Origin of the sequence: Paraburkholderia sp. WC7.3g (assembly GCF_050436345.1) — a bacterium.
GTDB classification, from domain to species: Bacteria; Pseudomonadota; Gammaproteobacteria; order Burkholderiales; family Burkholderiaceae; genus Paraburkholderia; species Paraburkholderia podalyriae.
Window position 1 is genome coordinate 1993472 of record NZ_JBNDMA010000001.1, and the last position, 25684, is coordinate 2019155.

15 protein-coding genes are annotated in these 25684 nt (G+C 65.7%); 10 read left to right on the forward strand and 5 right to left on the reverse strand.

All coding sequences use genetic code 11. The features are described from left to right. The first annotated feature begins 3 nt into the window (after nt 1–3). From OKW43_RS09250 to tssJ, 6 genes are read left to right on the forward strand one after another with little or no spacing between them, the layout of a single operon-like run. Complete coding sequence (locus OKW43_RS09250; RefSeq protein ID WP_429446716.1) at nt 4–1242, forward strand: hypothetical protein; 1239 nt, start codon at nt 4–6, stop codon at nt 1240–1242. Beyond that, nucleotides 1239–4868, forward strand: a complete 3630-nt coding sequence (locus tag OKW43_RS09255; RefSeq protein WP_429446718.1) for an ImcF-related family protein — start codon at nt 1239–1241, stop codon at nt 4866–4868. The genes OKW43_RS09250 and OKW43_RS09255 overlap by 4 nt, the downstream gene beginning before the upstream one ends. Beyond that, on the forward strand, nt 4869–6455 hold the full coding sequence (gene tssA / locus OKW43_RS09260; protein ID WP_429446720.1) for a type VI secretion system protein TssA: 1587 nt from the start codon (nt 4869–4871) through the stop codon (nt 6453–6455). It begins immediately after the preceding gene. A 15-nt stretch (nt 6456–6470) separates the two neighbouring features. Next, a complete protein-coding gene (tssF, locus tag OKW43_RS09265) occupies nt 6471–8285 on the forward strand; it encodes a type VI secretion system baseplate subunit TssF (protein ID WP_429446722.1) in 1815 nt (604 codons plus the stop codon). Further along, nucleotides 8282–9433 (forward strand): type VI secretion system baseplate subunit TssG, encoded by a 1152-nt coding sequence (gene tssG, locus OKW43_RS09270; RefSeq protein ID WP_429446724.1) that lies wholly within the window; start codon nt 8282–8284, stop codon nt 9431–9433. The genes tssF and tssG overlap by 4 nt, the downstream gene beginning before the upstream one ends. A gap of 23 nt (nt 9434–9456) precedes the next feature. Further along, complete coding sequence (gene tssJ, locus OKW43_RS09275; protein ID WP_429446726.1) at nt 9457–9978, forward strand: type VI secretion system lipoprotein TssJ; 522 nt, start codon at nt 9457–9459, stop codon at nt 9976–9978. 13 nt (nt 9979–9991) lie between these two features. Here tssJ and OKW43_RS09280 read toward each other — a convergent pair whose 3' ends face one another. Both OKW43_RS09280 and OKW43_RS09285 read right to left on the reverse strand, forming a co-directional pair. Continuing rightward, nucleotides 9992–10585, reverse strand: a complete 594-nt coding sequence (locus tag OKW43_RS09280; RefSeq protein WP_187637235.1) for a ParB-like protein — start codon at nt 10583–10585, stop codon at nt 9992–9994. 141 nt (nt 10586–10726) lie between these two features. Beyond that, nucleotides 10727–12721, reverse strand: a complete 1995-nt coding sequence (locus OKW43_RS09285; protein WP_429446728.1) for a protein kinase domain-containing protein — start codon at nt 12719–12721, stop codon at nt 10727–10729. Between the two features lie 277 nt (nt 12722–12998). On the opposite strand from OKW43_RS09285, the gene OKW43_RS09290 reads away from it, so the two are divergent. Genes OKW43_RS09290 through OKW43_RS09300 form a run of 3 tightly spaced genes read left to right on the forward strand, consistent with a single transcriptional unit; the run spans nt 12999 to nt 21508 of the window. Next, the gene (locus tag OKW43_RS09290) at nt 12999–15263 is read left to right on the forward strand and encodes a CHAT domain-containing protein (protein ID WP_429446730.1); all 2265 of its coding nucleotides are present in this window, start codon (nt 12999–13001) and stop codon (nt 15261–15263) included. A gap of 12 nt (nt 15264–15275) precedes the next feature. After that, nucleotides 15276–16949, forward strand: coding sequence for a ShlB/FhaC/HecB family hemolysin secretion/activation protein (locus OKW43_RS09295; protein WP_429446732.1), 1674 nt, complete (start codon nt 15276–15278; stop codon nt 16947–16949). A gap of 47 nt (nt 16950–16996) precedes the next feature. After that, nucleotides 16997–21508, forward strand: coding sequence for a beta strand repeat-containing protein (locus OKW43_RS09300; protein ID WP_429446734.1), 4512 nt, complete (start codon nt 16997–16999; stop codon nt 21506–21508). Here OKW43_RS09300 and OKW43_RS09305 read toward each other — a convergent pair. From OKW43_RS09305 to OKW43_RS09315, 3 genes are read right to left on the reverse strand one after another with little or no spacing between them, the layout of a single operon-like run. After that, the gene (locus OKW43_RS09305) at nt 21505–22305 is read right to left on the reverse strand and encodes a glycosyltransferase family 2 protein (protein WP_429446736.1); all 801 of its coding nucleotides are present in this window, start codon (nt 22303–22305) and stop codon (nt 21505–21507) included. The two genes, OKW43_RS09300 and OKW43_RS09305, sit on opposite strands and share 4 nt — an antisense overlap. A gap of 34 nt (nt 22306–22339) precedes the next feature. Then, a complete protein-coding gene (locus OKW43_RS09310; protein ID WP_429446738.1) occupies nt 22340–23134 on the reverse strand; it encodes a PP2C family protein-serine/threonine phosphatase in 795 nt (264 codons plus the stop codon). 34 nt (nt 23135–23168) lie between these two features. Further along, nucleotides 23169–23945 carry a hypothetical protein gene (locus tag OKW43_RS09315; RefSeq protein WP_429446740.1) on the reverse strand — a complete coding sequence of 259 codons (777 nt, stop codon included), beginning with the start codon at nt 23943–23945 and terminating at the stop codon, nt 23169–23171. A 640-nt stretch (nt 23946–24585) separates the two neighbouring features. On the opposite strand from OKW43_RS09315, the gene tssA (OKW43_RS09320) reads away from it, so the two are divergent. Continuing rightward, nucleotides 24586–25617, forward strand: coding sequence for a type VI secretion system protein TssA (gene tssA / locus OKW43_RS09320; RefSeq protein ID WP_429446742.1), 1032 nt, complete (start codon nt 24586–24588; stop codon nt 25615–25617). Nucleotides 25618–25684: the final 67 nt, after the last annotated feature.

The following is a 25684-nucleotide window of genomic DNA, read 5'->3' on the forward strand; positions in this document are numbered from 1 at the left end:
GCAATGCCTGTCGATTTCAATCGCGTGCCGCCGCGGGTGGACGTGCCGCCCCCACCTCGGGTCTCGATGATCGTCTGGACGGTCCTGCTGGCGCTCGTCATGGCAGCGGGCGCAGCGCTGACGCTCATGCTCTGGCCAACGAGCAGCCTAGCCAACACGCTGTGGTTCTGGTTCTGTGTCGCTGGTTATCCCTTTCTCGCCTGGGCATTTTTACTGTTCGCGTGGCTTGGATACGGTTACGTTCGTCGCAATCAAGCGATTGCGACGAACCGCGTCAGCGATGAAGCAGAGCAAGCGTGCCATGCACTAGCGAGCAGACCGCTGGCGATACTGGGCCATGCCTGGTGTTTCGCCACGGACGATTCGGAAAACTCGCTCGAAGGCGTACTGACGCGGGCTGAGCTGACGAAACTGCGACCGAGCGCCGCGATCGCGGATACGGAGGTCAATGCGCGATGGCTCGACATCCCCGATGTGCGTTTGCAGCCGGGTAACGAACTCACCGAACATGCCCGCCATCATGCCGTATGTTCATGGCTGCTCGAACGATTGATCGACCGCCTCGTGCCGCAGCTCAGGGTTCTTCCACCGCGAACGAAGCTCCAGGTCGAGCTTTATCATCAATCCAGGCTGAAATCGGAGGCAGTCGAAATCCGCATACGGGGATTGATTGCTGAACGGGTGCCTGCGTTGAAGTTGGGCATGGCGTCGGGCGAACATTCGGCCTCCTTCTTCCGGACGGACGCGTGGCTTGACAATCGCGACATCAACATGGCTCATCTGCTGGTCGCTATTGAGCTTCGCGATGCAATCAGTGCGGTCCTGTCCGACGGGGTTGCGGAGGCGGGCGTCGCTCTGCTCGTTGGGCACCCGCGTCTTGTGTCACCGGCCAATTCCAGTAGGGTGCTGCTGCATCGTCCTGCGAAAGCCACGCTTGATGCTGCCGCCCCGACGCTCGAGCTGGCCGCCCGTTGGGGGCAATCCTCGCGCGACCGTCTGCGCACGGTGTGGGCGCATGGCTTGACCGGTGACAGTGTGAGTGCGGTTCGGCAAGCCGCCTCGTTGGCGGACGAGACGCAATGGAACGCGCTCGAGACGTCCGTGGGTGACTGTTCGGGAGCGGGGTCCTGGTTGGCCGCCGCACTTGCCGCAGAAAGTGTCCGGACAACGGGCGACCCACAAATGGTGCTATGTGGCGAAGGTAAAGAACTGATCGCCCTCATGTGCAGAAAGCAGATATGAACGACAACAAGAATGAATACAAGACTCGACCGGCCGGCCTTTTCATTGGCATCGCGGCCGCTATCGTCTTCCTTGCGCTTGCTATCGCGGTATGGGTGGTGGGTCCTCGTCACGGATGGTCCCGCGATACGCGGATCATCATCGAGCTTTCCCTGGTTTCGGTCTTGCTGGTGGTAATTCTGCTGGTCAAGTACTTCGAAGCGGTGCTGCTTTGGATCGCGTCGTTGAGAGCTTTCTGCTGGTTTGCTCGATACGATGCCGGAAGGCGTGCGGCCTCTGTTGACCACGAGGATCAAGACCAACCGCCGGGACAAGCCGACCGGGCAACTGCGCTTCGCAATGCCCTGCGTGGTCGCCACGGTTGGCGCTGGCGCTATCGCGAACGATGGGTGCTCGTTGCCGGCGACGTACCGCTGGTGAAGCGCCTGGCGCCGGGACTCGTCGACGCGGGCTATCTGATCACCGGTGACACGGTCCTGCTGTACGCCCGGCAAACCCGCGATACGCTCGAGACCGAATGGCTCGACCAGATCCGTCGCCTTCGCCGCCGTCGCCCGGTCGACGCGATTGTGGCGGTGACACGAAACCGCGGTTTGGCCACCGCGCCATTCGGCACCGATGAACTCGCCCAGCGGCTCGCACGCCATTCCCGCGCGCTGCGCTGGGCCGCGCCCGCGTATCTGCTCGATGTCACCGATTTCGGCAGCGAAACATCGAGTCCCGACGAGGTAATCGGCTTCACGTGGTCCAACGTGCGCGTAACCGCGGACGAAATCGACGCGTCGCTGCAAGACCTCACCTACAACCTGGCGGATGCCGGCGTCGTGCGGATGACGAAGGATGCAGACGACCGTTATCCCGCCGAGCTGTCGCAGCATATCTCCAGCCTTCGGAGTGCGCTGTCGGGTCTGGTGCTGCAAACCGCCCATTCGCGTGTCTGGCGGCATGCGGTCCATGGCCTTCTTTTCGCACCGCTGTTCAAGGAACGGGAGCTGGCGCCGCCGGCGCCCGACGACGCGAAAGACGACGAGCCGCCGATCGGCCCGCAACATCGAACGATCCCCCAAGGGGACTTTCTTCGGGGCGTCTGGCAGACCGTCGCCGGGCACAGCCGCAAGATCCCCGGCCGCCGTGTCGGCTTCACGCTGTCGACGACAGCCGCATGGATCACGACGGGTCTGGTTGGCTGCTGGATCGGAGGCACGATGCTGTCGGGCTTCGTCAACCGCACCACGATCCGGAACGCGGCCGATACCGTCGCGCAGCTATCCACCGTCCAGGATCGCACGCAGGCCTTGCCAACCCTCGATGGGCTCGACCGGCAGATCGATACGCTGGAAATCCATCAGCGCGATGGTGCGCCGTGGCAAGCGCGGTTCGGCCTGAACCGTGACGGCGCACTGCTCGATGCGCTGTGGCCGGGCTACGTCAGTGCCGCGAGTCGCATCCTCGTTGCCCCGATCCGCCAGAAACTCGAGGAGCGTCTGCGCCAGCTTGCCTCCCTGTCGGATGCCGAGATCGCCAGTGGTGGCAATGCGCAGGTGCAGGCCGCCTACGACACACTGAAGGCTTACCTGATGCTCGCGAGGCCCGAACGCGGGGTCGCCGCCTTCCTGACCCCGCAACTGGTCGCGACTGCCGCGCCCGCCCGTCCCGCGAACTCGCCCCTGTCGTCTGGCACCTGGGAAGACCTGCGCCAGCACACGATCGCCTTCTTTGCGGACCACCTGGGCCGGCGCAGGCTGCCCGCCGTGTCGCCAGATCCCGGGCTCGTTGCCTCGACGCGCCAGACAGTCATCAGCGTGCGCGGCATCCAGAACTCCACTGACGCGGTCTACCAGCAGATCCTCGACGACGCGAAGGCCAAATATCCGCCCGTCTCGCTCGCGACGCTGCTTGGCGACACGACCAGCCGGGGTCTCTTCTACACGACGGCGACCGTGCCGGGCGTGTTCGCGCGTGCCGCGTGGGACGAGCGCATCTCGAAAGCAATCGACGACGCCAGCGAGCAGCAGAACGTCGCCGGCGACTGGGTGCTGCGCCCCGAAGGAAGTCCCCTTGGGGGACGCCCCGAAGGAAGTCCCCTCGGGGGGTCCGACGTCAAGGCGACCCAGACTGCGCCGTCGACGCTCAAGGCCCAGCTTCGCCAGCGCTACTTCGACGATTACGCGCGTGCATGGGCGCTGTTTCTCAACAGCCTGCGCTGGCAGAGTGCGCCGACACTGTCGGCTACGGCTGACCAGTTGACGCTGCTGGGTGACCCACAACGCTCGCCGCTTGTCGCGCTGATGAACGCGGTTGTCTACCAGGCAGGCGCGGGCGCGAACGCGCAGTCGCTCGCCGACAATCTGATCAGCAAGGCGCAACAACTCGTCGGTGGCGATGAGAAGGACCCGTCGAAGCAGACCCAGCCGCAGTTCGCGCCGCTTGCCACAGCTTTCGGCCCGATCCTGCGCCTGACGGGCAGTGACCTGGTGTCCGGTGCGCCAGCGAACAGCAAGGCGGCCGCGCAGTTCGCCTCGACCGGGGATCTGAGTCTCGCGCGATACCTCGAGCGGGTCACGGCCATGCGGCTGAAGGCCTCGCAGATCGTTTCCGGCGCCGATCCGGACGCGATGGCGCGCCTCGCCGCACAGTCGGTCCTGCAAGGCAAAACGTCCGACATGGGCGAAAGCCGCGACTACGCGAGCCGCCTGGCCGCGAGCCTGGGCGAGCAGTGGTCCGGGTTCGGTGAACTGTTCCGGGCGCCGTTCGACCAGACCTGGCAGGTCGTGGTGCAGCCAGCCGCATCGAGCCTCAACGAAATCTGGCGCACCGCGATCATCGCGGACTGGAACAGGACATTCGGCGGCCGCTATCCGTTCGCGGATTCCGACAACGATGCGTCGCTGCCCGAAATGGCGCGCTTCATGCGGCCCGACAACGGCGTAATCGCGCAGTTCGTGATCACGCAACTGGCGGGTGTGGTCGAGCGTCAGGGCGATCGCTGGGTCGCCGCGCAGGGCGCAAGCCACGGCGCGTTGACGCTCGATCCCGCGTTCCTCGACGGACTAAACAGAATGACGCGCGCATCGACGGTGCTGTTTCCATCGGGCGACGCGCACGTGCGCTACGAGTTGCGCGCGGTGCCGACGCCCGGCGTCACCGACATGCGCTTCGTGCTGTCGGGCCGCGAACTGCATTACTTCAATCAGAAGGAGGAGTGGACGCCTTTCCTGTGGCCCGGCGACTCGCTCGAAAACCTGTCGCATATCGAATGGCAGACCGAGCACGGCGGCCTGCGTTCTGCGCTCGACGCCCAGGGCCGCTTCGGCCTGATCCGGCTGCTCGAACGCGCGCAGGTGTCGCAGCAGGACGGCGCGCGTTACCTGTTGTCGTTGCAGCCCGATCAGAGCGAGGGCATTGCGCTGCGCGTGCAGCTGCGCGGTGAGGCGGGCTCAGGGCCGCTCGAAGTGCTCGCGCTGCGTCATTTCAAGCTGCCCGCGCGCATCTTCGTGACTGGCGCGGCAAAAGGCACACCGAAGCTATCCGAGGCCAATCCTCCGCCGTTGCCGCCGGCGGCGCTTGCCGCGGCGAACCGTGCCGCGGTGTCGCTGCCCAAAGGTTCGCTGCCGGAGGTCGAATAAATGCTGTCGAGTTTGTTGAAGACGCTGTTCCCGTCGCGTGACGACGAACAACGCGTGCGCGCGCGTGTCGATGCGTGGAGCGCATGGCTGCAACCGCTGCCGGGCGAACAGGGCTGCGGTCGCGACCCGGGCTACGAAGACCTGTTCTTCGAGTTGCGCGACGAAACGCAGAAGCTCTCCGGTATCGACGACGGTCTGATCGTCCGCTCGTGCGAGCAGTTGCTGAAGGAGACCGGCAAGGATCTGCGTCTGGCCGGTTACTACGCGTTCGCACGTCTGCGCATGGACGGCCCCGTCGGCTTCGCGGATGGTCTCGAACTCGCGGCATCGCTTGTCGAGCGTTTCGGCGAGAACGTGCTGCCTGCGCGTGCCGAAGCGAAGAAGGGCGCGCTCGACATGCTAGCCACCGCGCGCATCATCGAGCTGCTCGATAGTCGCGGCGAGTTCGCGCCGGCCGATCTTGAACGCGCGATTGCCGCGCTCGATCTGCTCGTCACGGGCACGGCCGCGTGGGCCGACGCGGCGCGGCCGAATCTCGGCGCGCTCATCGCGCGCTTCGAGCGGAACGACGCGTCGGTGCCCGGTAATGAGCCCGATACGGCAACGTCATCCGCGTCGGCCAGCGCGGTCTTTAGCAGTAGTTCAAACGTATCGATCGCTTCGACGCGTGATCTGCTCGATCAGACCCGCTCGATGGCGCTGTGGCTTCGCGATCAGGAGAGCGGCTATCTATCGTCGGTGCGGCTGGTGCGCACCGTTCGCTGGGACACGCTTCACGAAGTGCCGCCCGCCGATGCGGCGTCGCGCACCCGCCTGATGCCGCCGCGTGGCGAGCTGCGTCAGCAGATGAAGCGGCTCGTGCTGCAAAAGCAGTGGCATGAGCTGCTCGAACGCGTCGAGGGCGCGTTCATGGAGGGTGTCAATCACCTGTGGTTCGATCTGCAGTATTTCCAGCACGTCGCACTTGATCACGTCGGCGCTCCCTATGGCGGATGGCGCGAACAGTTGCGCGCGGATTTCGCGCTGTTCCTCGAACGCTTGCCCGGTATCGAACGTCTCGCGTTCAACGACGGCACGCCGTTCGCCGACGACGCGACACTCGAATGGATCGCGCGTCACGCGGTCGTGCGCAATCTCGACGCGGGCGACAGCATCGCGCCGCTGCCGGTATCGGCCGGCAACGACGATGAGGCGACCGGCGACTGGCCCGAGATCGAAGCGCAGGCGCGCGACCTCGCGGGGCAGCACGGTATCGAGGCTGCGTTCACATGGCTCGAAACGTTGCCGGGTCTGCGCACCGATCGTCATCGCTACCTGCAACGTCTGGTGATGGCGCGCCTCGCCGATCACGCAGGTCGCGCGGACACGGCGCTCGCGCTACTCGCCGAACTTGACGCGAGCGCTCGCTCGCTGCCGCTCACCCGCTGGGAGCCCGCGCTCGTCTTCGAGGTCAAGCAGCAACTGCTGCGCGCGCTGAAGGCGCTGAGCAATCGTAAGGATGCCGATAAATCCGCGCTGGCTCGCCGCGTCGGCGAACTGCAGGCGGAACTGACCGTGCTGGACCCGGCACGCGCGCTGACCCTCTGATAACCCTATCCAAGCATGGAAAACAACGACCCCATCCTGCGCTACTACGAAGCCGAAATGCGCTATCTGCGCGAGTCCGGCAAGGAATTCGCGAAGGCGCATCCCGACCGCGCGCGCATGCTCAACCTCGATCGGGTCGGCGATCGAGATCCCTACGTCGAGCGGCTGCACGAAGGTTTCGCGTTTCTGACCGGACGTCTGCAGCAAAAGCTCGACGACGAATTGCCGGAGCTGACCGAAGGCCTCGTGAGTCTGCTGTGGCCGCACTATCTGCGGATGATTCCGTCGCTGTCGATCGTCGAACTGTTGCCGCTCGCGGAGAAGCTGCAGCGAACCGAGCTCGTGCCGGCCGGCGTGCCAGTACGCTCCGCGCCGATCGCGGTGCCGAACGCGGCGGGTGCCGAGAGCGCGACGCCCAAGACCGTGCAGTGTTTGTACCGGACCACGCAACCGGTCACGCTGCAGCCGCTGTCGATCACGCACGCGGGCCCGGCCGTGCGCCAGGACGGCCGCTCGATCATCCGGCTCGGCTTCGAGCTCGATCAGTCCGCGCGTCGCAAGGAAACCGATCTGTCGCGGCTGCGGTTGTATCTGAGTGCCGATCTGCCGACCGCATTCGCGATGCATCTGGCGCTCACGCGCGAGGTCGACACGATCCTCTGGCGCGTTCCGGAAGTGCGCGACGGCGAAGCACTGCCGCTCGCCAACGTGGCGATCGAGCCCGCTGGCTTCTCGGCCGACGAGAGATTGTGGCCGAAGGCCGACGCGGCGTTTTCCGGGTATCAGTTGCTGCTCGAATACTTCACGTTTCGCGAGAAATTCCTCTTCGTCGACCTGTGCAGGCTCGACATCACGAAGCTGCCGGAGACGTCGACCCGCTTCGAACTCGAGATCGTGCTGAAGCACGCGTATCCGTCCGATCAGCGTTTCAGCGCGGAAAACCTGCGACTCTTCTGCACGCCGGTCATCAACCTGTTCGAACTCGATGCCGAGCCGATCGCGATCGACCATCACGAGACGGAATACCGCGTGTTGCCGGCCGGCCATCAAGGCGAGCACGTCGAGACCTATTCCGTCGATGCAATCGAGGCGTTCGACCACGACACCGCCGAACGATACGAATACGTGCCGTTCGCGACGTTCCGGCATCGCGGCGGCATGCTGCGCCACGAAGCGCCGGAGCGGTATTTCCATGCACGCGTACGCCCCGGCGTATCAGGCCTGCACGAGACGTGGGTTGTTCTCGGCGGCCATGCGTGGGAAACCATGGACACACTGCCCGAGGAAAGCCTGTCGCTGCGCGTAACCGGCACGAACGGCATGCTGCCGCGCAAGGGGCTGCGCGAAGCCAGCATCGCCGAACTGGCGACGAGCACGCCGAACGTCATCGGCGTGAAGAATCTCGTCGCGCCGACCCTGCCGCTCTATCCGCCGACCGGCGACCGCTTCCAGTGGCGCGTGCTGTCGCATCTCGCACCGAACTTCCTGTCGATGATGAGCGCGGAAGTGCTGCGCGGCGCGCTCGCGCTCTACGACTGGACCCGCGACGAACTGAACCGCCGGCGCCTCGCGGGCATTCTGTGGGTGTCGCAGGAATTGCTCGAGGAGGTGTCGGGCGGCTCGGTTGAGCGTGGCGTGCACATCGAGGTGACACTCGATTCGCACGCGTTCGCGGGCGACGGTGACGTGATGCTGTTCGGCGAGTTGCTGCAACGCTTTTTCGCGTTGTACGCGGAGATCAATCTGTTCACGAAGCTGTCGATCGTCAGCCTGCCGTCGCAGACCCGCACGGTCTGGCCGCGCAGCAAGGCGCAACGGGCTGCGCTATGAGCGCGCACGCTAACGCTTTCGAAGCGCGCAACGACCCGCCGAATCTGGAGCCGCTGGTCGCGGCGCTGCTGGTGCGCGCGCCGCGGATGAACTTCATGCAGTTGTGCCGACTGCTCGAGTTGCGGGTGCCGCGGCAGCCAGGCTTCGGCACGCGCGATACACCGGGGCATGAACCGGTGCGCTTCCGGCCGCGCGCGCGCACCGGCTTTCCGGCGGGCGAGATCGCCGCAGTCGAATTCGATGATGATCTGGAGTCCCTGGTCAATGCCGCGGCGCCGACCGTGCGCACGACGTTCATGGGTCTTTACGGCGTCGACGCGGCGATGCCGTCGCACCTGATCGACGAGATCGTGCTGCGCGAGGAAGGGCACGAAGTGGTCGAGGCTTTTCTCGATCAGTTCAACCATCGTTTCGTCACGCTGCTGTATCGGGCGTGGAAGAAGTACCGCTATCCGGAGAGCTTTCGCGCGGGCGGCAGCGACGCGCATTCGCGCAATCTGTTGTGCCTTGCCGGCTTTGGCTGGGGCGACAAGCCGCAGCCCGCCGGTTTGCCCGATTCGCGGATGCTCGCACTGCTCGGTCTGCTGATCCAGCGCACGCGCACGCCTGAAGGGCTCGCGGGCGTGATCGCGCTCGCGGTGCCCGGCGCGGACGTGCGCGTCGATGAGTTCTATCCCGCGCTCGCGCGTGCCGGCGAGCCGCAGCCGCTGATGTCGTCGGCCGCTCGTGTTGGCGCGGCGAGCGACGGCGCGCGCCGCGGCCTCGGCGGCGGCTATGTGCTCGGCAAGCGGCTTGCGTATCGCAGTCGCGCGGTGCGCGTGACGTTGCGGCCGTCCGATGCCGCCCAGGCGCACGATCTGTTGCCGGGTGCGCGGCTGCATCGCGAGTTGATGGCGTTCGTGCAGCTATATGTCGGGCTGAAGGCCGACGTGCATCTGCGTATGGCCATGTCGTCGCGCCTCGCGCCGTTGCCGGCGATCAACGCGCCTGGGCCGGTCGCTGCCGGATCGGCCGGACCCGCGCCGCGTCTCGGCTGGACGACCGTGCTGCCTGCCGTGAACGAACGCCTGATCAACGTCGCGCTCGGGGTCTATCAAGCGTTTCCGCAGCCCGCGGCCAATCCGTACCTGACTCATCGCGCGCAATGAACGACGCGCCGAAAGGACCATTCATGAACCTTCGTTTTACTGTTTCCGCCGTTGTGTCCGTCGCGCTGCTGTCGGCATGCGGCGCATGGCAATCCGTGTCGGACGCGTCGTCGAGCGCGTACCACTCTGTGTTCTTCAAGCAGGTCAAGGTGCTCGACGTCGACCTGTCGGCGCGCGAAGCGCTGAACCCCGACGACGCGGGCCGCGCGACATCGGTTGCGGTGCGCGTGTATCAGCTTAAGGACCGCAAGATGTTCGACGGCGCGTCGTACGACGATCTGCTGAAAAACGACCGCACGGTGCTCGCGCAGGATTTGCAGGCGAGCATGGCATCAGTGCTGAATCCGGGCGCGTCGGCGAGCCTGTCGCAGCCGATGTGGGCCGATACCAAATATGTGGCGGTCGTCGCGTTCTATCGCAATCCCGGTAGCGGAGATGGCTGGAAGCAAGTGATCGGGAAGAACAAGCTCGATGCGGACAAGCCGTTGAAGATCTCGTTGTTGGATCAGTTTCTCGTGACGGCGGACAGTGTGGCCCATGATTGAAGGGGCCGCCGACTCAATCCGTGCGACCGAGATAGCCTGGCAGTCCCAATGCCGAGTCGCTCTTTGCCAGCTTCAAGGCCTCTTTGAGCAACGCGGTGAACTTTTCGTCGCTATCGGGTCGCGGTAACGTCGCGCGAAAGAACTCGGTCCAGCGGAATTCTTCCAGCGGGACATTGGTTTTTTCGTAGCCGCCGGCATCGCGGACCGCTGCCGCGAGGCTTCGGTATTCGTCGTCTTTTATTTCCCATATGTGCTCCGCCAAGTCGGAGAACGGCCGGCGCATGCCTTGAAAGTCGTATGGATACGTCCAGCGTTCGTTTTCCATGCTGAGCCAGAACGACGCCCACGTGTACGACGAAAGATCCCGCACCAGCACGACCGGAACCGAGCGGACGCCAACCTGCCACAGCGCTGCCGCCACATGGTGATGATCGATCGCGAACGGTATGCCGCCGGGTCCGCAGACGACCGGTATCGGCTTTTCGGCGATGGCCATCTCCAGCTCATGGCCGCTCATTGACCTGTATTGGCGGGCCTTTTCGCGGACCTCCCGCGCGCCGTGGCTCAATTGCGTGGGACGGAGTTTTTCGATTTGCCGCGTGTCCATGTCGGTCTCCTTGTCTGGATGCGATCACGCGGCTTCCGCAAATTTCATGCCCCGCGTGAACTGGACATCGCCAACCGGCGAACGCAACCGGCGCCCATCCTCCGTCAGACGTCTCCCGCGCATCGTCCACACACAGCCGCGCTAGCCAGGCGGCTTGACGGCATCGATGGTAAATGTGGCGGCGCCGAAGTCGCCGGCGCAATTCGCTGTGCCTGGCGGGCAACGCGGCTTGCCCGCGAACGGCGAATAGCGCGGGCCGCGACGCGCGGCCGCTTGCTGCTGGGCATCAGCAGGGAATGACTGGAACGGCGCGGCGGCCTTCAGTCCACCGTCGGAAAAATCGCGTGGCGTCGTCGATATCAGCGTCAGGAAGTGGTTGGGGCCAGGCGGGTTGCCCGCCAGCATCGGCCAGCTGGCACGCGGCAACGACAGCGTCTGGCCGGCGGCGATCCGGTTGTTGCGATCGAGTCCATTCGGAAACAGCATCAGGTATTGACCGTCCGGATCGACCATGAACACGTAGACGTAGCCTGCGCGGTTGCTGTCGAGTTTGAACTGCAGATGATCCTTGCCGATCGTCGCGGTCATGCTGCGCGGTGTGGCGGTGACTTGGATCGACGGATCGGCCAGCGTCACGATTCGCTCGAGTTCGCTGGCGGGCGTGTAGGCGGCGAGGGTGTCGGCTGAGGTGGTAGGCGTGGAGGGCGTTGCAGCCGTGGCAGGCGGGGCGGGAGCAACCGGGGCAACGGGCGCAACGGCGGCAGGGCTTTGAGCGGCATGACCAGGCGTCGGCGCAGCCGTGTCGGCCGGCTTCGGCGACGCCGCGCTGCGGGCGTCCGTGCCTGCCGTGACAGTCGGACTCGCGGCCGGTGGCGCGCGCATGGCCAGCCACGTGCCGAGCGCCGCGAGCGCCACCACGCAAACGGCACCTGCTGCGATCATGCCTGTGCGTTTCCGTTGACTGCCGGGTCCGGCCGGAACGGCCGCTGACTCAGGCGGATTGCGCTTCGCCTCGACTGCCGCTGGCATCGCTGACGCCATCGCCGAAGCCGTTCGCGGCGCACTGGTAACCGCCGTCTCGACGCAAGCGCGGGGCATCTGTTCGCCCGCCTGTCCCGCGTCATGGGGCGCATCGATGGCAATGCCCAGTTCGTTCGCCAGCGCCTGAACGTTTTGCGGGCGCTGCTCGGGGCGCACCGCGAGCGCATGGTCGATCGCACGCAGGAACCGCTCGCTATAGCGGCCGGCCGCCGCCGTGGCGAGCGGCACATACGTGTCGCTCATCAGTCTGCCGACCGACGGCGGCGGTGTCTTGCCCTGAATCGCGAAATAGACGACCGCTGCGAGTGCGTACACATCGGTCCACGGCCCCTGTTTCAAGGCCGCCTCTTCGGCATATTGTTCGATTGGCGCATAACCGGGCTTCAGAATCACCGTCAACGCCTGGGTCATGTCGCCGATCACGCGCCGCGCCGCGCCGAAGTCCAGCAGCACGGGGCGGCCGCTGCCCTTGAGCAGCAGGATGTTGTCCGGCGCGATGTCGCGGTGGTAGCACTGTGCCGCATGCAACACCGCCAACGCTTCGAGCAGCGGCGTGAGCAGCGCGCGCAGCCATGCTTCATCGGGGGGGGCGCTCATGTGGCGCAAGCCGTCGCGCAGCGTGATGCCCTCGTAATATGGCATCACCATATACGCCGTACCGTTGGCCTCCCAGAACCGGTACACCTTGACGAGCGAATGATGATCGAAGCGGGCGAGCAGCCGCGCTTCGTTGATGAAGCTTTTCAGGCCGGCGCGAAAGGTATCTTCATGACGTTCCGAGCGGACCGACACTTCGGCCGCGCCGACGCGCGAAGCCAGCGCAGCGGGAATGTATTCCTTCAGCGCGACGTGACGTCCTAGCTGGGTGTCGTAGGCGAGATAGACGATGCCGAAGCCGCCTTCGCCAATCAGATCGACGATCTCGAACTCGCCGAGTCGTGTGCCGGCGGGGAGCGCATGTTGCGCGTTCGAACCCTGCGCGGCGGGGCGGGTGACGACGGTACGATCGGCGTGCGCCGCTTCGGCGGGGTTTTGCTGGCCGTCCGGTCCGGACGGTCGCTGCACGATCACGGTTTTGTCGTCGGGGCTGCTCATCGGCTTTGGCTCCCTGGATGGTACGACGGCAGAGCCCGGCACACGCGAGCGCCACCCTCACGCGCACGCGCGTCCGTCTTTAAGACGATCAGGCGGGCCAATTTTTGAAAACAGGCGGGCGTGCGCGCCTGAGCGGTGGTCTCTCGTTCATCCGCCGGGTTTCAAAATCGGTAGGCCGGATTCGTCTATACGGTGTTAGTCAACCGCTGCGTGCAGCTTGCGGGTTGTGCGCATTCCGTCGCAGCCGCTTCCTTTTGCCTGATTGCAGGAAGTCAAAGTGAACGAGCGCCAAGGCTTATCGAGCGGGATGGCACACAGCGTCGTGCAACGCCATTCGCGGCGCGCTGTCCTTGCATGGCCACGGCGCATCGATACCGCGTGGATCACAGGCGCGCTCGTCATTGGCTCGATGTTGTTGGGCGGAGCGGATGGTGTGCTGGCCGCCGGCGCGTCCGCTGCCGCGGCGCGGCCCGCCAGCGCGCCGGCACTTGCCCCCGAGTCGTTCGGCTTCCGTCAGGCCGAAGAACGCGAACGCGACGCCGAAACGATCAACACGTTGACGTCCGAAGGACGTCTGCTGCTGTCGCGCGACCGCGTCAAACTTCCCGCCTACGACTATTGCAGCATGGCCGTCGCGGCCGCCGAGCGCGGCGACTTCCGCGACAGCGTCGATGCCGCGGCGCGCGCGCTGGTGGTGGCCGGGCAGACCAGCAACGCGGATCTGGCGGCCCTGTCCAAACGCGACCTCGCAATCGCGTACAGCTATGCAGGCGACCTCGACAACGCCGAACGCTACGCCCGCGAAGCCCTGGCGTCGACGCCCAAGGCGCCCGAGCAGGTCTACGCACCGGCCAACAAGGTGCTCGGCGATGTCGCGTTGCGCCGGGGCAAACCGCAACAGGCGCTGGCCGCCTACGAAGATGCGCTCACGACCGCCTCGCCGCGTTACAAGCCGCTGGTGCTGATGTCGGTCGTCAACGCGCAACTCGCCAACGGCGATACGGGTGGCGCGCGCCAAAGCTTCGATGCACTCGGCGCACCGGCCACCGCGGAGCTTGCGCCCGCCTACCAGCGCATCGAGGGCAATCTGCTGCTGGCCGAAGGCAAGCCCGCGGACGCCCGACGCGCGTTCGAAACGTTGTTGAGCGAAAGCGGCAATTCCAGCGACGCCAACTATGACCGCCTATGGGCTCACGAAGGAATCGGCCGCGCCGACCTCGCACTCGGTGACAAGCCGCATGCGCGCGAAGCTTACCTGCTGGCGATCGACGAGTCCGAGAAAATCCGCGCGCGCTTTCGCAGCGACGAGTTCAAGACGGCGCTGTTCGGCGACACGCAAACGGTATTCGAAGAAGCGATCAAGCTGACGGTCGAAACCGGCGACTACGAGAGCGCCTGGCAGCTGTCCGAACGCAGCCGTGCGCGTGCGCTGCTCGACGTGGTGCGCAACCGCGTCGACGCCGGCGTCGACGACCGTCAATTGAACGGGCAGGTGCCGAGCCTTGCCGCGACGCGCAGCGCGCTCCGGCCCAACGAAGCGATCGTCGAGTTTCACAGCCTGCCCAGCGAGCTGATCGTCTGGGTGGTGCGCAACGACGGTCTCACCGGCCACACGTTGCCGATTGCGCGCGCGGACATGGACGCCGCCGTGACCGACCTGCGCAACGCGATCGTGCGCCGGCGAGCGGCCGCGCTGACCTACGGCGACAAGCTCGACGCGTTGCTGATCGCGCCGCTCGGCTTGCGCGCGAACGAGCGGCTGATCATCGTGTCGCACGGCGCGCTGCACTACCTGCCGTTTCAGGCACTGCACGATGCCGACGGCTTTCTGATCGAACGCCATGCGATTGCGCTCGAACCATCGGCGAGTGTCGCGATACAACTCGCGCAACGCCAGCAGAAGATCGCGAGCGATCTGGTCGCGTTCGGCAATCCGAGCATCACGCCCGCCTATGCGCTGCCGGGCGCCGAGGCGGAAGTGCAAGGCATCGCGCCGCTGTTCGCGCGCAACGAGGTGTTTCTGCATAGCGATGCCACGCGTCTGAGCTTTCGCGACAACGCGCCCGCCGGACGCGTGTTGCACGTGGCGACGCACGCCCAGGCCGACACGATCGATCCGTTGCATTCGAGCATCCTGCTCGCGCCCGCGACGCAGCCGGCCGACGGCCCGGACTCGCTGCTGGCGAAAGACATCTACAACCTCAAGCTCAACAACGTCTCGCTCGTCACGCTGTCGGCCTGTGAAACCGGGCTTGGCCGGATCGCGCGCGGCGACGAAATTCTCGGCTTCACGCGGGCGTTCTTCTATGCCGGCGCCACCAGCCTGATCGTGTCGATGTGGCCGGTCGCGGATGAATCGAGCGCGCTGACGATGCGCACCTTCTACGCGCAGCTCGCGCAAGGCCATGACGCGATCGACGCGATGCGCACCGCGCAACTGGCGGTGCTGCACACGCCGCGTTTCGCGCATCCGTTCTTCTGGGCGCCATTCGATCTGATGGGTGGCTGGCGTTTGACCATCGCGCGTCAGCAACAGGAATAAACACCTACACCGATGAACAGACTCCGACTGATCGCCGCGGCGGTGTCCTGCGGTAGTGCGCTCGCGTGGGGCCAGACGCTGCCGAACGCGGGCAGCATCCTGAACCAGACGGCGCCGCGTGAGACCCGTCCGGCACCGCCGAGCGGCAATCAGGCGTTGCCCGCCGTGCCGCCGCCGGCCGCGCCCGTGGCGACGCCCGGTCCGGCCTTCCTGCTGAAGAGCATCACGCTCAAGGGCAACGACACGATTTCCGGCGACGCGCTGCTTGCGCCCGTTCAGGACAAGCTCGGCAAGGAAACGAGTTTTGCCGGGCTCGAAGCGATTGCCGCGCGCATCACGCAGGTCTATCGCGATCACGGCTACCTGCTCGCGCAGGTGGTGATCCCGCCGCAGGATGTCACGTCCGGCAACGTCGAGTTGAGCGTGCTCGAAGGGCGCGTCGGCCATGTACGGCTCGACATCGCGGCCGGCACGCCGATCCGCGAAGACCTGCTGCGCGAGCGCGTCGCGCAGATTCCGACCGGCAAGCCGCTGCGGCAACACGAACTCGAACGGACCATGCTGCTGCTGTCCGATCTGCCGGGTATTCAGGTGTCGTCAGCCATCGAAGCGGGCGACGAGCCGGGCACGGTCGATCTGACCATCAACGTCGCGCCGGCCAAACGCTGGACCTTTGCGCTCGACGTCGACAACTACGGCACGCAGTCGAGCGGCACATGGCGGCTCGGTGCGCTCGCTCGCCTGAATTCGCCGTTCATGATCGGCGACAACCTGGACTTGCGGCTGCTCGGCAGCGAACGCGGCGACACCCTCTACGGGCGCGTCGGCTATGAAGCGCCGATCAATGCGCAAGGCACGCGCGTGGGGGTCGCGGTATCGCGGCTCAACTATGTGCTCGGCCGGGAATTCGCGTCGCTCGACGCGCAGGGCGAAGCGACCGTGGTGGACTTCACGCTCACGCATCCGCTCGTGCGCACACGCAACCAGAGCCTGTTGGGGCGCGTCAATTTCGAGTACCGCGACCTGATCGACAACGTCGGCATCGTCGATCAACACAATCCCAGATCACTCGTGGAGGGCAGCATCGGGCTGAGCTACGAAAGCCGCGACGCGCTGTTCGGCGGCGGTTTCAACAGCGCGGATGTCGAGCTGTTGATCGGCAGTCTGCATTTTCGCAACGCCGAGGCCGAGGCGCTCGATGCTTCGCCGCTCGGTCGCGACACGCAAGGCAACGAACTGCGCGCCACCTTCTTCGCCAACCGCCTGAACGCGGTCACCGAGCGGCTCAGCGTGTTCGCCGGCGTGTCCGGCCAGTGGGCCGCGACCACGCTCGACAGTTCGTCGCGCTTTCTGCTCGGCGGCCCGCGCGCGGTGCGCGCTTATTCGCCGTCCGAGGCACTGGTCGACGAGGGTTTCGTCGCCACGGTGGAAGGGCGCTTTGCCATCGATGCGCGGGCGACCGTGTTCACCTTCTTCGACTTCGGTACGGGCTGGTACAACGCCACGCCGCGTCCGGGCCAGGGGTCGAACGTGATCACGCGCAGCGGCGTGGGTCTGGGCGCGTTCTGGGCTGCACCGGGCGGCATTTCGCTGCAGGGTACGGTCGCATGGCGCACGACCGGGCCCGATACGACCGGCAACGACAAGCTGCCGCGCTTTTACGTGCAACTGACCAAGACGTTCTAGCAGGCAACCGCAACGACAAGCAGCAGGAATCTGTGCCGAGGTGTGCGATGAACAAGCCATGCAAGATGCGACCGGGGCCTGCGAGCACGATCGCCGGCGCGGTCGCCGCGTTGTTCGCGGCATCGTATCTGCCGCTCGCGCTCGCGAATCCGACCGGTGCCCAGGTGGTGGCCGGCACGGTCAGCATCAACTCGCCGGGCGCGGGGCGGCTGAACATCACGCAGGGCTCGTCCAACGCGATCGTCAACTGGAACACGTTTTCGATCGGCGGCAGCGAAGCGGTCAGGATCTCCCAGCCGTCGGCTTCGTCCGCGCTGCTCAACCGCGTGGTGGGCAACGACCCCAGCGTGATCGCCGGACGCTTGCAGGCCAACGGCAAGGTGTTTCTCGTCAATCCGGCCGGAGTGATCTTTGCGCCGGGGTCCTCGGTGAACGTGGGTTCGATGATCGCCTCGACGCTCAATCTCTCCAATGCCGACTTCCTCGCCGGCAACTTCCACTTCGTGGGCGCATCGGCGGCGGCGCTCAGCAATGCCGGTTCGCTGACGGCGGCCGCGGGCGGCACCATCGCATTGCTCGGCGGCTCCGTCAGCAATCGCGGCACGGTCAGCGCGAAACTCGGCACCGTCGCGCTGGGCGCGGGCAACGACATCACCGTCGACTTCGCCGGCGACGGTTTGACCACGCTGAAGATCAACGCGGGAGCGGCGCACGCGCTGATCGGCAATACCGGCGTGCTCGCCGCCGACGGCGGCAGCGTGGTCATGAGCGCCCAGACGGCCGACGCGCTGGCCGGCACGGTCATCAACCAGCAAGGCATCGTGCGCGCGCAAAGCCTGAGCGAGCACGACGGGCACATTCTGCTCGACGGCGGCGCCCACGGCGTGACGCAGGTGAGCGGTACGCTCGACGCAAGCGGCGGCGCGGGGCAAAGCGGCGGCAGGATCGATGTGACCGGCTACGACGTGGCGCTGCTGGCCGGAGCCTACGTCGATGCGAGCGGCGCCGCGGGCGGCGGTATCGTGCACTTCGGCGGCGGCCCGGCGGGCGCGGACCCCTCGGTGCGCAATGCCAATGCGATCTGGATGTCGCCGAGCGCCGGCATCCATGCGGATGCGCTCGCCGCCGGCAATGGCGGCAACGTGGTGGCTTACAGCGAAACGGCCAGCCGCATTTACGGCACATTGACGGCGAAGGGTGGACCGCAGGGCGGCAACGGCGGCTTGATCGAGACGTCCGGCCACTCGCTCGACACGACCGGCATGACCATCGACGCATCGGCGGCGAAGGGTCGGGGCGGCAGGTGGCTGCTCGATCCGTTCGAGGTCGACATCGTGACGCAGATACCGGATGTCTCCGCGGCGCCAGTCCAAACGCAAACCGCAACCGATTCCAACACGATGACGTTCGGGCCGATCACCGGCACTTCGTTCATCCTGAACACGGCGCTCACCGGTCCGCTGGGCCTCGGCACGTCGGTGACGGTCGTGACCGGGACCGATCCGAACAACGGCGCGGGCGACATCGTCGTCGACGCGCCGCTCAACGTCACGACCGTCGCGCAAGGCGCCACGCTGAAGCTCAGCGCGTCCGGATCGGTGCTGGTCAACAACAACATCACGTCGAGCGCGGGGCCGCTCAGCCTCGTATTCGATGCGAACGTGGGCGGCTCGAGCCCGCTCAGTCTGGTCTCGTTGCAGGGCGTCACGGTGAACACCAACGGCGGCAGTGTGACGTTGGGAAGCGGCGGCGCGAGCCCGGTGCTGATCCAGAGGTCGAGCATCGACACGGCGGGCGGCGATCTGACGGCCACCGGCACGTTCCCGATCAATGGTGTGGCGATTGGCTACCTGGTCACGTCGTCGTCGGGCATCTTCATCAACGCGTCGAATATTTCCACGGAGCGCGGCGCGTTCTCGCTGACGGGCGTCGCGCTGGGCCCGAACGCCAACGGCGTAGCGATCAGCGGGACCAGCGCGCTGGCGACGACGAGCGGCGCGCTGGGCATCACCGGCACGGCCACCGCCGGCGGCGGAGGCAACGACGGCGTATCCGTGGTCGGCGACAGCGTGATTCAAACCGGCAGCGGCGCGCTCGCCATCGATGGCAGCGGCAGTTCGAATCTCGAGGATCAGGGCATCGGCGTGCTGCTGTCCGGCAGTTCCGCCAACACGACGAGCGGCACGCTGAGCGTGAATGGCCGTGCCGTTGGCGGCGCCGGGATCGGCGTATTCCTGAGCGGCGCCGCCACGGTGGGCGAGGGTCCCGCGCTGCAACCCGGGCTCGGCAGTTCGGGCGGTGCGATCACGCTCGCCGGTAGCGTGTCGCAAAGCGCGCAAGGGGGCTTTGGCGTCGAGATCCAGAACACCACGATCGCCAACACGACCGGCTCGATCGGCGTGACAGGAAATGTCACCGGGGGCACCTTCGCGCACGGCGTCTATTTTTACGGCACGACGTTGAGCACCGGCAGCGGCGACATTTCCGCGGCGGGCAGCGTGGCGTCGAATATGAACGTCAGTATCGGGCTCGACATGCACGGATCGTCGGTCCAGTCGACGAGTGGCAACATCAAGTTCAGCGGACAAAGCGTGGGACCCGCGGTCAACGGCGACTCGGTGATCGGGCTGATGTTCGAGAACACGCTATGCGGGGAATGCATCCAGACCGCGCCCGTCTCGGTGAGGACCGGAACGGGCACGGTGAGTCTGTTCGGCAGCGGCACCGGTCCCTTCGTCCAGGGTGTGCTGATCGCCGACGGCACGACGATCACGTCGACCAGCGGTGGCACGATCGATATTCGGGGCGCGGTGAGCGGGCCCGCCGGCAGCAGTCCGAACCTGCAAAGCGACTATGGCGTGCTGATCGCCAACGGCACGATCAGCGCGACGGGGTCGCCCGCCACCACCATCGGCATCGCCGGTTCGACCACGACGTCCGATCCGGGCGTCGCGATCGGCGCGGCGGTGCCCGCGACCGAGCAGAGCGAGTTCGGGCTGACGAATGCGACCTTCAGTGTCGCGGGCAACAACGTGACGATCTCGACCGCGAATCCCGGTTCGATCGTGTTGCGCGCATTCAACGACGGCACGGCGAGCAGCCTCGCCATCACGCAAGCGGCGCTGTCGTCGCCGGGCGGCGTGCTGTCGATCATGCCGGCGTCGGTGGACCCGGCGAGCTTCGCGATTACCGCCCAGAACGCGACGCCGATCACGCTGCTCGGCACGGGCGGCGGCCTCGGCATCGACGCCCCGACTTTCTCGACCTTCGCGTCGATTCCCAGCATCGTGCTCGGTTCCAGCACGCAGACCGGGCTCATCACCGTCGGCGGGCAGTGCGCATCGGGCGGCTCGCCCTGCGTGCCGACGCGTCCGGGCTTCGCGAACAATCTGACGCTGTCCAACCCGGGCGCGGGCAGTCAAGGGATCGCGCTGACGTACGGCGTCTCGACCCCAGGCCAGACCTTGATGCTGCTTTCGGCCGGTCCCGTCACGGACCCTGGCGGCATCCAGAGCGCCGGGCTGATCCTCGCCGGCCCCGGTTCCTTCACGCTGACCGATCCGCAAAACGATGTCGCCGTGCTAGCGATGGCCAATGCGGGGACCGTCACCTTCTCGAACTCGCATGGCTTCGTGATCGGTCCGCTGACGAGCCGGACGTTCGACTCCGCCGCGAGCCAGTCGAGCCCGGTGTCCGTGACGAACTCCACGCTAAGCGGCAGCCTCGTCGCGACCGCTGCGACCGGCAATATCGGGCTGGGCGCGAGCACGCCGTCCGCGACGGCTCCGAATACGAATCTGAGCGCGGGCGGCTCAATCGATCTGGTGATGGAGAACGGTGTTTTCGTCGATGCCGGGTCCGGCACGCTCAGCGCCGGCAACGCATGGCGAATCTGGGGCAGCACCTGGAGGACCGAGACACGCGGCAGCGTGCAGCCGAACACCGCGCAGCCCAATTTCTACGGCTGCCTGTTCGGCTCGGGCTGTAGTTGGGGCGGCACGGTGCCTAGCGCCGGCAATCATTTCGTCTATGTCGCGCGGCCGACGGTCACGGTCACCGCGGACGGCGCGACGCGCTACGTCGGCGCGCCGAACCCGGCGTTCACCTACACGACCAGCGGCCTGATCAACGGCGATACCGCCGCCGGCACGTTGAGCGGCTCGGAGACGACCACGGCCAGTCTGATTTCACCGGCGGGCGGCTATCCGATCATCCCGAACTTCACGTCTAGCGTGGGCTATATCGTCAAGGACGTGCCAGGCACGCTGATGGTGGTCCCGTTTGCGGGCACGATTGCGAACCCGCAGGGCCCGATCCCCAATCCGGTCGCCCAAAGCGGTCTGCAGACGTTTTTCAGCAGCCAGCAGCAGACGTTCGTCTACGAAAACAATCTGCAGGGCACCAACATCTGTATTGGCTCGAACCAGCCGCTCTTCAGCACGACGCCGCCGGGCGAGAATCAGGACCTCCTCGCGGTCGAATGGAAGCGGGTGCGTTCGCAGCCGAATCTGAACAGCTGCATGCTGATCAACGCGCAGCACGGCTGCGGCGACTTCTAGCGGGGGCGAGGGGAAGCGGGCGGGACGGCCGGCGCGGCGCCGTCGGGCGAATGCAGCGCGCGCAGTTGCGCGATGGCGGCCTCGGCGCCCGCGACGAACTGTTGCGCGAGCCGCCATGCTTCGACGACCTCTTCATGGACGGGCTGCTCCATGCCGAGGTGAATCCTGAAGAATCTTTCCGCGTGGATGGCCGGGTGGTAATGCTGGCGCACCCGCTTCGCGTCGATCAGTCGCCGGTTGCCGAACAACCTGCTCAAGGCCCACGAAAACGCGCCGTCTTCGCCGCCGACGCGACGAAAGAACGCGTCGATCGGAAACCCGCCCAGCGCGCGGTAGACCGCGCGCCGGATCACCAGACTACTCGGCACGGTGTTGCTCAGGATCGCCGCGTATTTTTCGAAATCGGGATGCTCGACGATCGCCCGCGGAAAGCCGGCATACTCGACATCGAGCCGCACCGATGCCTCACCCGGGCAGCGCTGCAGATAGACACTCGCCGCAGCCAGCGCGCCGGGCAGGTACTCGTCGTCGGCGTCGATGAAACCGAGCAGGTCCTCGGTGGCGTGCATCGCGGCCCAATTGCGCGCGGCGGCGACGCCACCGTTCACGTGCATGCGCAGCACTTGCACGCGCGCGTCGAGGCGGCCGTAACGCTCGGCGACTTCGATCGAAGCATCGGTCGAGCCATCGTCGACGACGATGATTTGCGCGGCCTCAGGCTGGATCAGGCAGCTTTCCACTGCGCGCCCAAGCGTTGCCGCCATCTGCAGACAGGGAATGATGATCGAGATCGGCATGATGCAAGACCCGTTCTGATGCTGATCGGCGGCGTTACGCCGGTGCCGGGCCCGGCATCAATCGTGTCGCCTGCGCATCGTCACCGACCCACACCGCGAGCGCCGTAAAGTTATCGTGATGCGCGCTGGCGCTCGCACGCACCTGTTGCGCGAGCGCATCGAGCCAGGCGCCAGGTGTCGCGGCATGGGCCAACGCGTCGGCGATGCCGGCGTCGTCGGCGTACTCCCACAGGCCGTCCGTGCAGATCAGCAAAGCGTCGCCGTCACGTAGCGCGAAGGTGCCGTCCACCCACGCGATCGGCAGCGGCTCGCGGGTGCCCAGCGCCGCATACAGCACGTTGCGGCGCGGGTGATGGCGCATCTGCTCCTCGGCGAGCAGGTGCGCGTCGACCATCTGCTGAACCATGCTGTGGTCGCGTGTGCGCGCGCTGATTTCACCGTGGCGGAAACAGTACAGGCGGGTGTCGCCGCAATGGGCCCACGCGGCCGTCGCGCATTCGCGATCGATGGCGAGCACCACGGCAGTCGAGCGCATGTCTTTTTCGTTGCCCTTGCCGCGCGACTGTTCTTCGACGATGTTCTGATTGGCATGCGCGAGCGCGCTGCACAGCCGTTCGCCCGTCGGCGGCAATTCGGCAACGGTCAGGTAGCGCAAATCCGCCAGCACGGAATCGACGACGAGGCGCGAGGCGGTGTCGCCGCCGCCATGTCCGCCGGCGCCGTCGGCGACCACGCAATAGTAGAGCCGTTCGCTCGACCAGTCGCCGAACGAATCTTCATTGCGCGGGCGGCCGCCCCGGTCGGTCAGGCTTGCGGTGACAAGTTGCACCGTTGACCCCTCATAGGCTCGTGGTCTGTCGAGCTCATTCCTGTGCGTGCGACTGCGCGGACAGAATGCCCAGAACCAGCAGGATGACGATGCGATTGCCCGGCGCGATGTCGATGCCGAGGCCCTGCTCGATCCATTGACCGATTTCGGTGCGGGCGAAGTCGGCGGGTATCGAGCCTTTTTTCAGCGTGACGCCGAGCTTGCGCGCCCGGTAGTGATACGACGCGATGCCGTAGCGCGCGGCGACCTGCGACAGACCGCCTTTCTCGTTCGACAGCCAGCCGAGACTGCCGGCGAGCAGCATGCGGTTGGCGTCGCCGAGCGAGTCGATGAAGTGCGACGCGGATTCGCGTACTTCGGCTTCGTGCAAACCGTATTGCAGCAGGACCGAGCCGATCGGATCGGGGTCAAAGGCCGTTTGCCGGTCGATCTCGAGCATCACGCCGTCGTCATCGAGCGACACGTTGCGCTGATGGCTCGCGCTGCGCAGACAGTCGATCAGATAGCGGCGAAAGTAGGCGCAAACGGCGTGGCTGGTCGAAGGCGCGCTGTGTAGCGGGAAGGTGGGCAATGCAGTCGGTGCGGCATCGAGACGGAACACCTTGAAATAGAGGAACTGTGAGATGAGTTCCTCCTTGTCCTCGCCCAGCGCCTGCAGTTCCGACGGATGGTAGCCGGTCAGCGCGTGGCGCACGATCGTATAGATCGACTCCATCTCGTCGTGGCTCAGGCAGGTGCGGCGTTGCCACAGGTCGGGCAGTGCGCTTTCTGCAGCGTGGTCGGCCATTGCCGCGCTCTGGATATCTGCCACTTTTCGCCCCGAGGTGGTGAGCCCCGCCTGCTGGGGGCAGAGCCCGGCTTCAAACAACGCGTGCAATACCGCCAATTGCGCCGTGCAACCGGCGCAATGATTGGAAAACAAACTTAGTCTATTGGCCCGTTTTATTTATTACAAGACAAACCTTAATATGTTATTCACCGCTTCGGAGGGGTGTCGTACCGCTATCGGGACTAACCCTTAAACGCAACGTAGGCATTTACCGGGAGTCCGCGAGGTTCGCATTTTTTTAAAATCGAGCGCCTGATTCGTTTACATAGATGTGGGCCGATCCCGCCAATCGACTGTCCTGAAAGGATATGGTGCCGGAATGAAGGGTTAAACGTTTTATGCGTTTACGGAGTTAAATGCTATTACATATACCGTTTCGCTTAATTACTCAAAATTCGTTTCTATTGATTCCGGCTTTGATTTTCCGGGCTGCGTGCTATTCTCATATCGGGTTGCCGCCGAGAAAGTACAACGCTTGCTAAAAACATCGCAATAGCTGGCACAGACAATCTAATCAGAGTTAACACGTATTTCCGGAAACGCTGATTGCTGGCCGGCAAGGGCTACCCGTACCGCTCACTTACGGTGCGTCGAGACTACTCATCCGAGACCGATACCAGACATGGCCACGCTTCTCGCGGGCGAAATGCTTGCCGACCTATCAGCTGCCAGTCCGTGCGGGGACGACCTCGAGTACGACCCTGACTTCCTTGCGCTCGAGCAGGTCGTCCACGGCAAGCCGGAGGTGCAGTTCGGCGAAACCATGGTCGCCGCCACGCCGCCTGACTGGAAAGTAGCCGAAGCGTTATCGCTCGATCTGCTCGCGAAGGGCCGCGACTTGCGCGTCGCGGTGCACCTCGCGCGCGCGCTGCTGAATCGCCAGCGTTTCCCAGGATTCGCCGAGGGCCTCGCGCTCGTCGAAGGGCTGCTCGAACAGCGCTGGGACCACGTTTATCCGCAGCTCGATCCCGACGACGACAACGATCCGACCGCCCGCGTCAACGCGCTCGCCGCACTCGTCGAACCGTCCGGCATGCTGGTGGACGTGCGCGACGCACCGCTCGCATCGTCGCGCGCGCACGGTGTTGTCAGTTTGCGCGACATCGAATATGCGACCGGCGAAGTGCCCCTGGCAAAAGGCGTCGAGGCGCCGTCGCTGAGCTCGATCGACGCGGTGATCGCCGACGCCCATGAAGACGCCAGCGCCGCGCACGCGGCCTTGCTCGCGGCGCAGCATTGCGCGATGCGCATCGAGACGGTACTGACCGAGCGCGTCGGCGCGGCGCGTTCCATCGACCTGTCGCCGCTCACTAGGCTGCTGCGGCGCGCAGCCGACTTTCTCGGCGAACGTCTGGACGTCCCGGCCGGAGCGCCGGACGCCTTCTCAAACGGCGACGCGGCCACGGGCGAACGCGCCGGCGCGGCAGCGGCGGCCGCGCCTGGGTCGGGCGACATCACGGACCGTCAGGACGTGATCCGCATGATCGACAAAATCTGCGCGTACTACGAGCATCACGAACCCTCCAGCCCGGTGCCGCTGCTGCTGCAGCGCGCGCGCCGTCTGGTCGACAAGAATTTCATGGAAATTCTGCAGGACCTCGCGCCCGAAGGCGTGCGCCAGGCCAGGCAGGCCGGCGGTATCGAAAACGAGTAAACAGTCAGGCGGGGATGGGCTTTTTCGGTTCTAGCAACGCCAGTCATGCGCCACGCTGCTCGCGGCC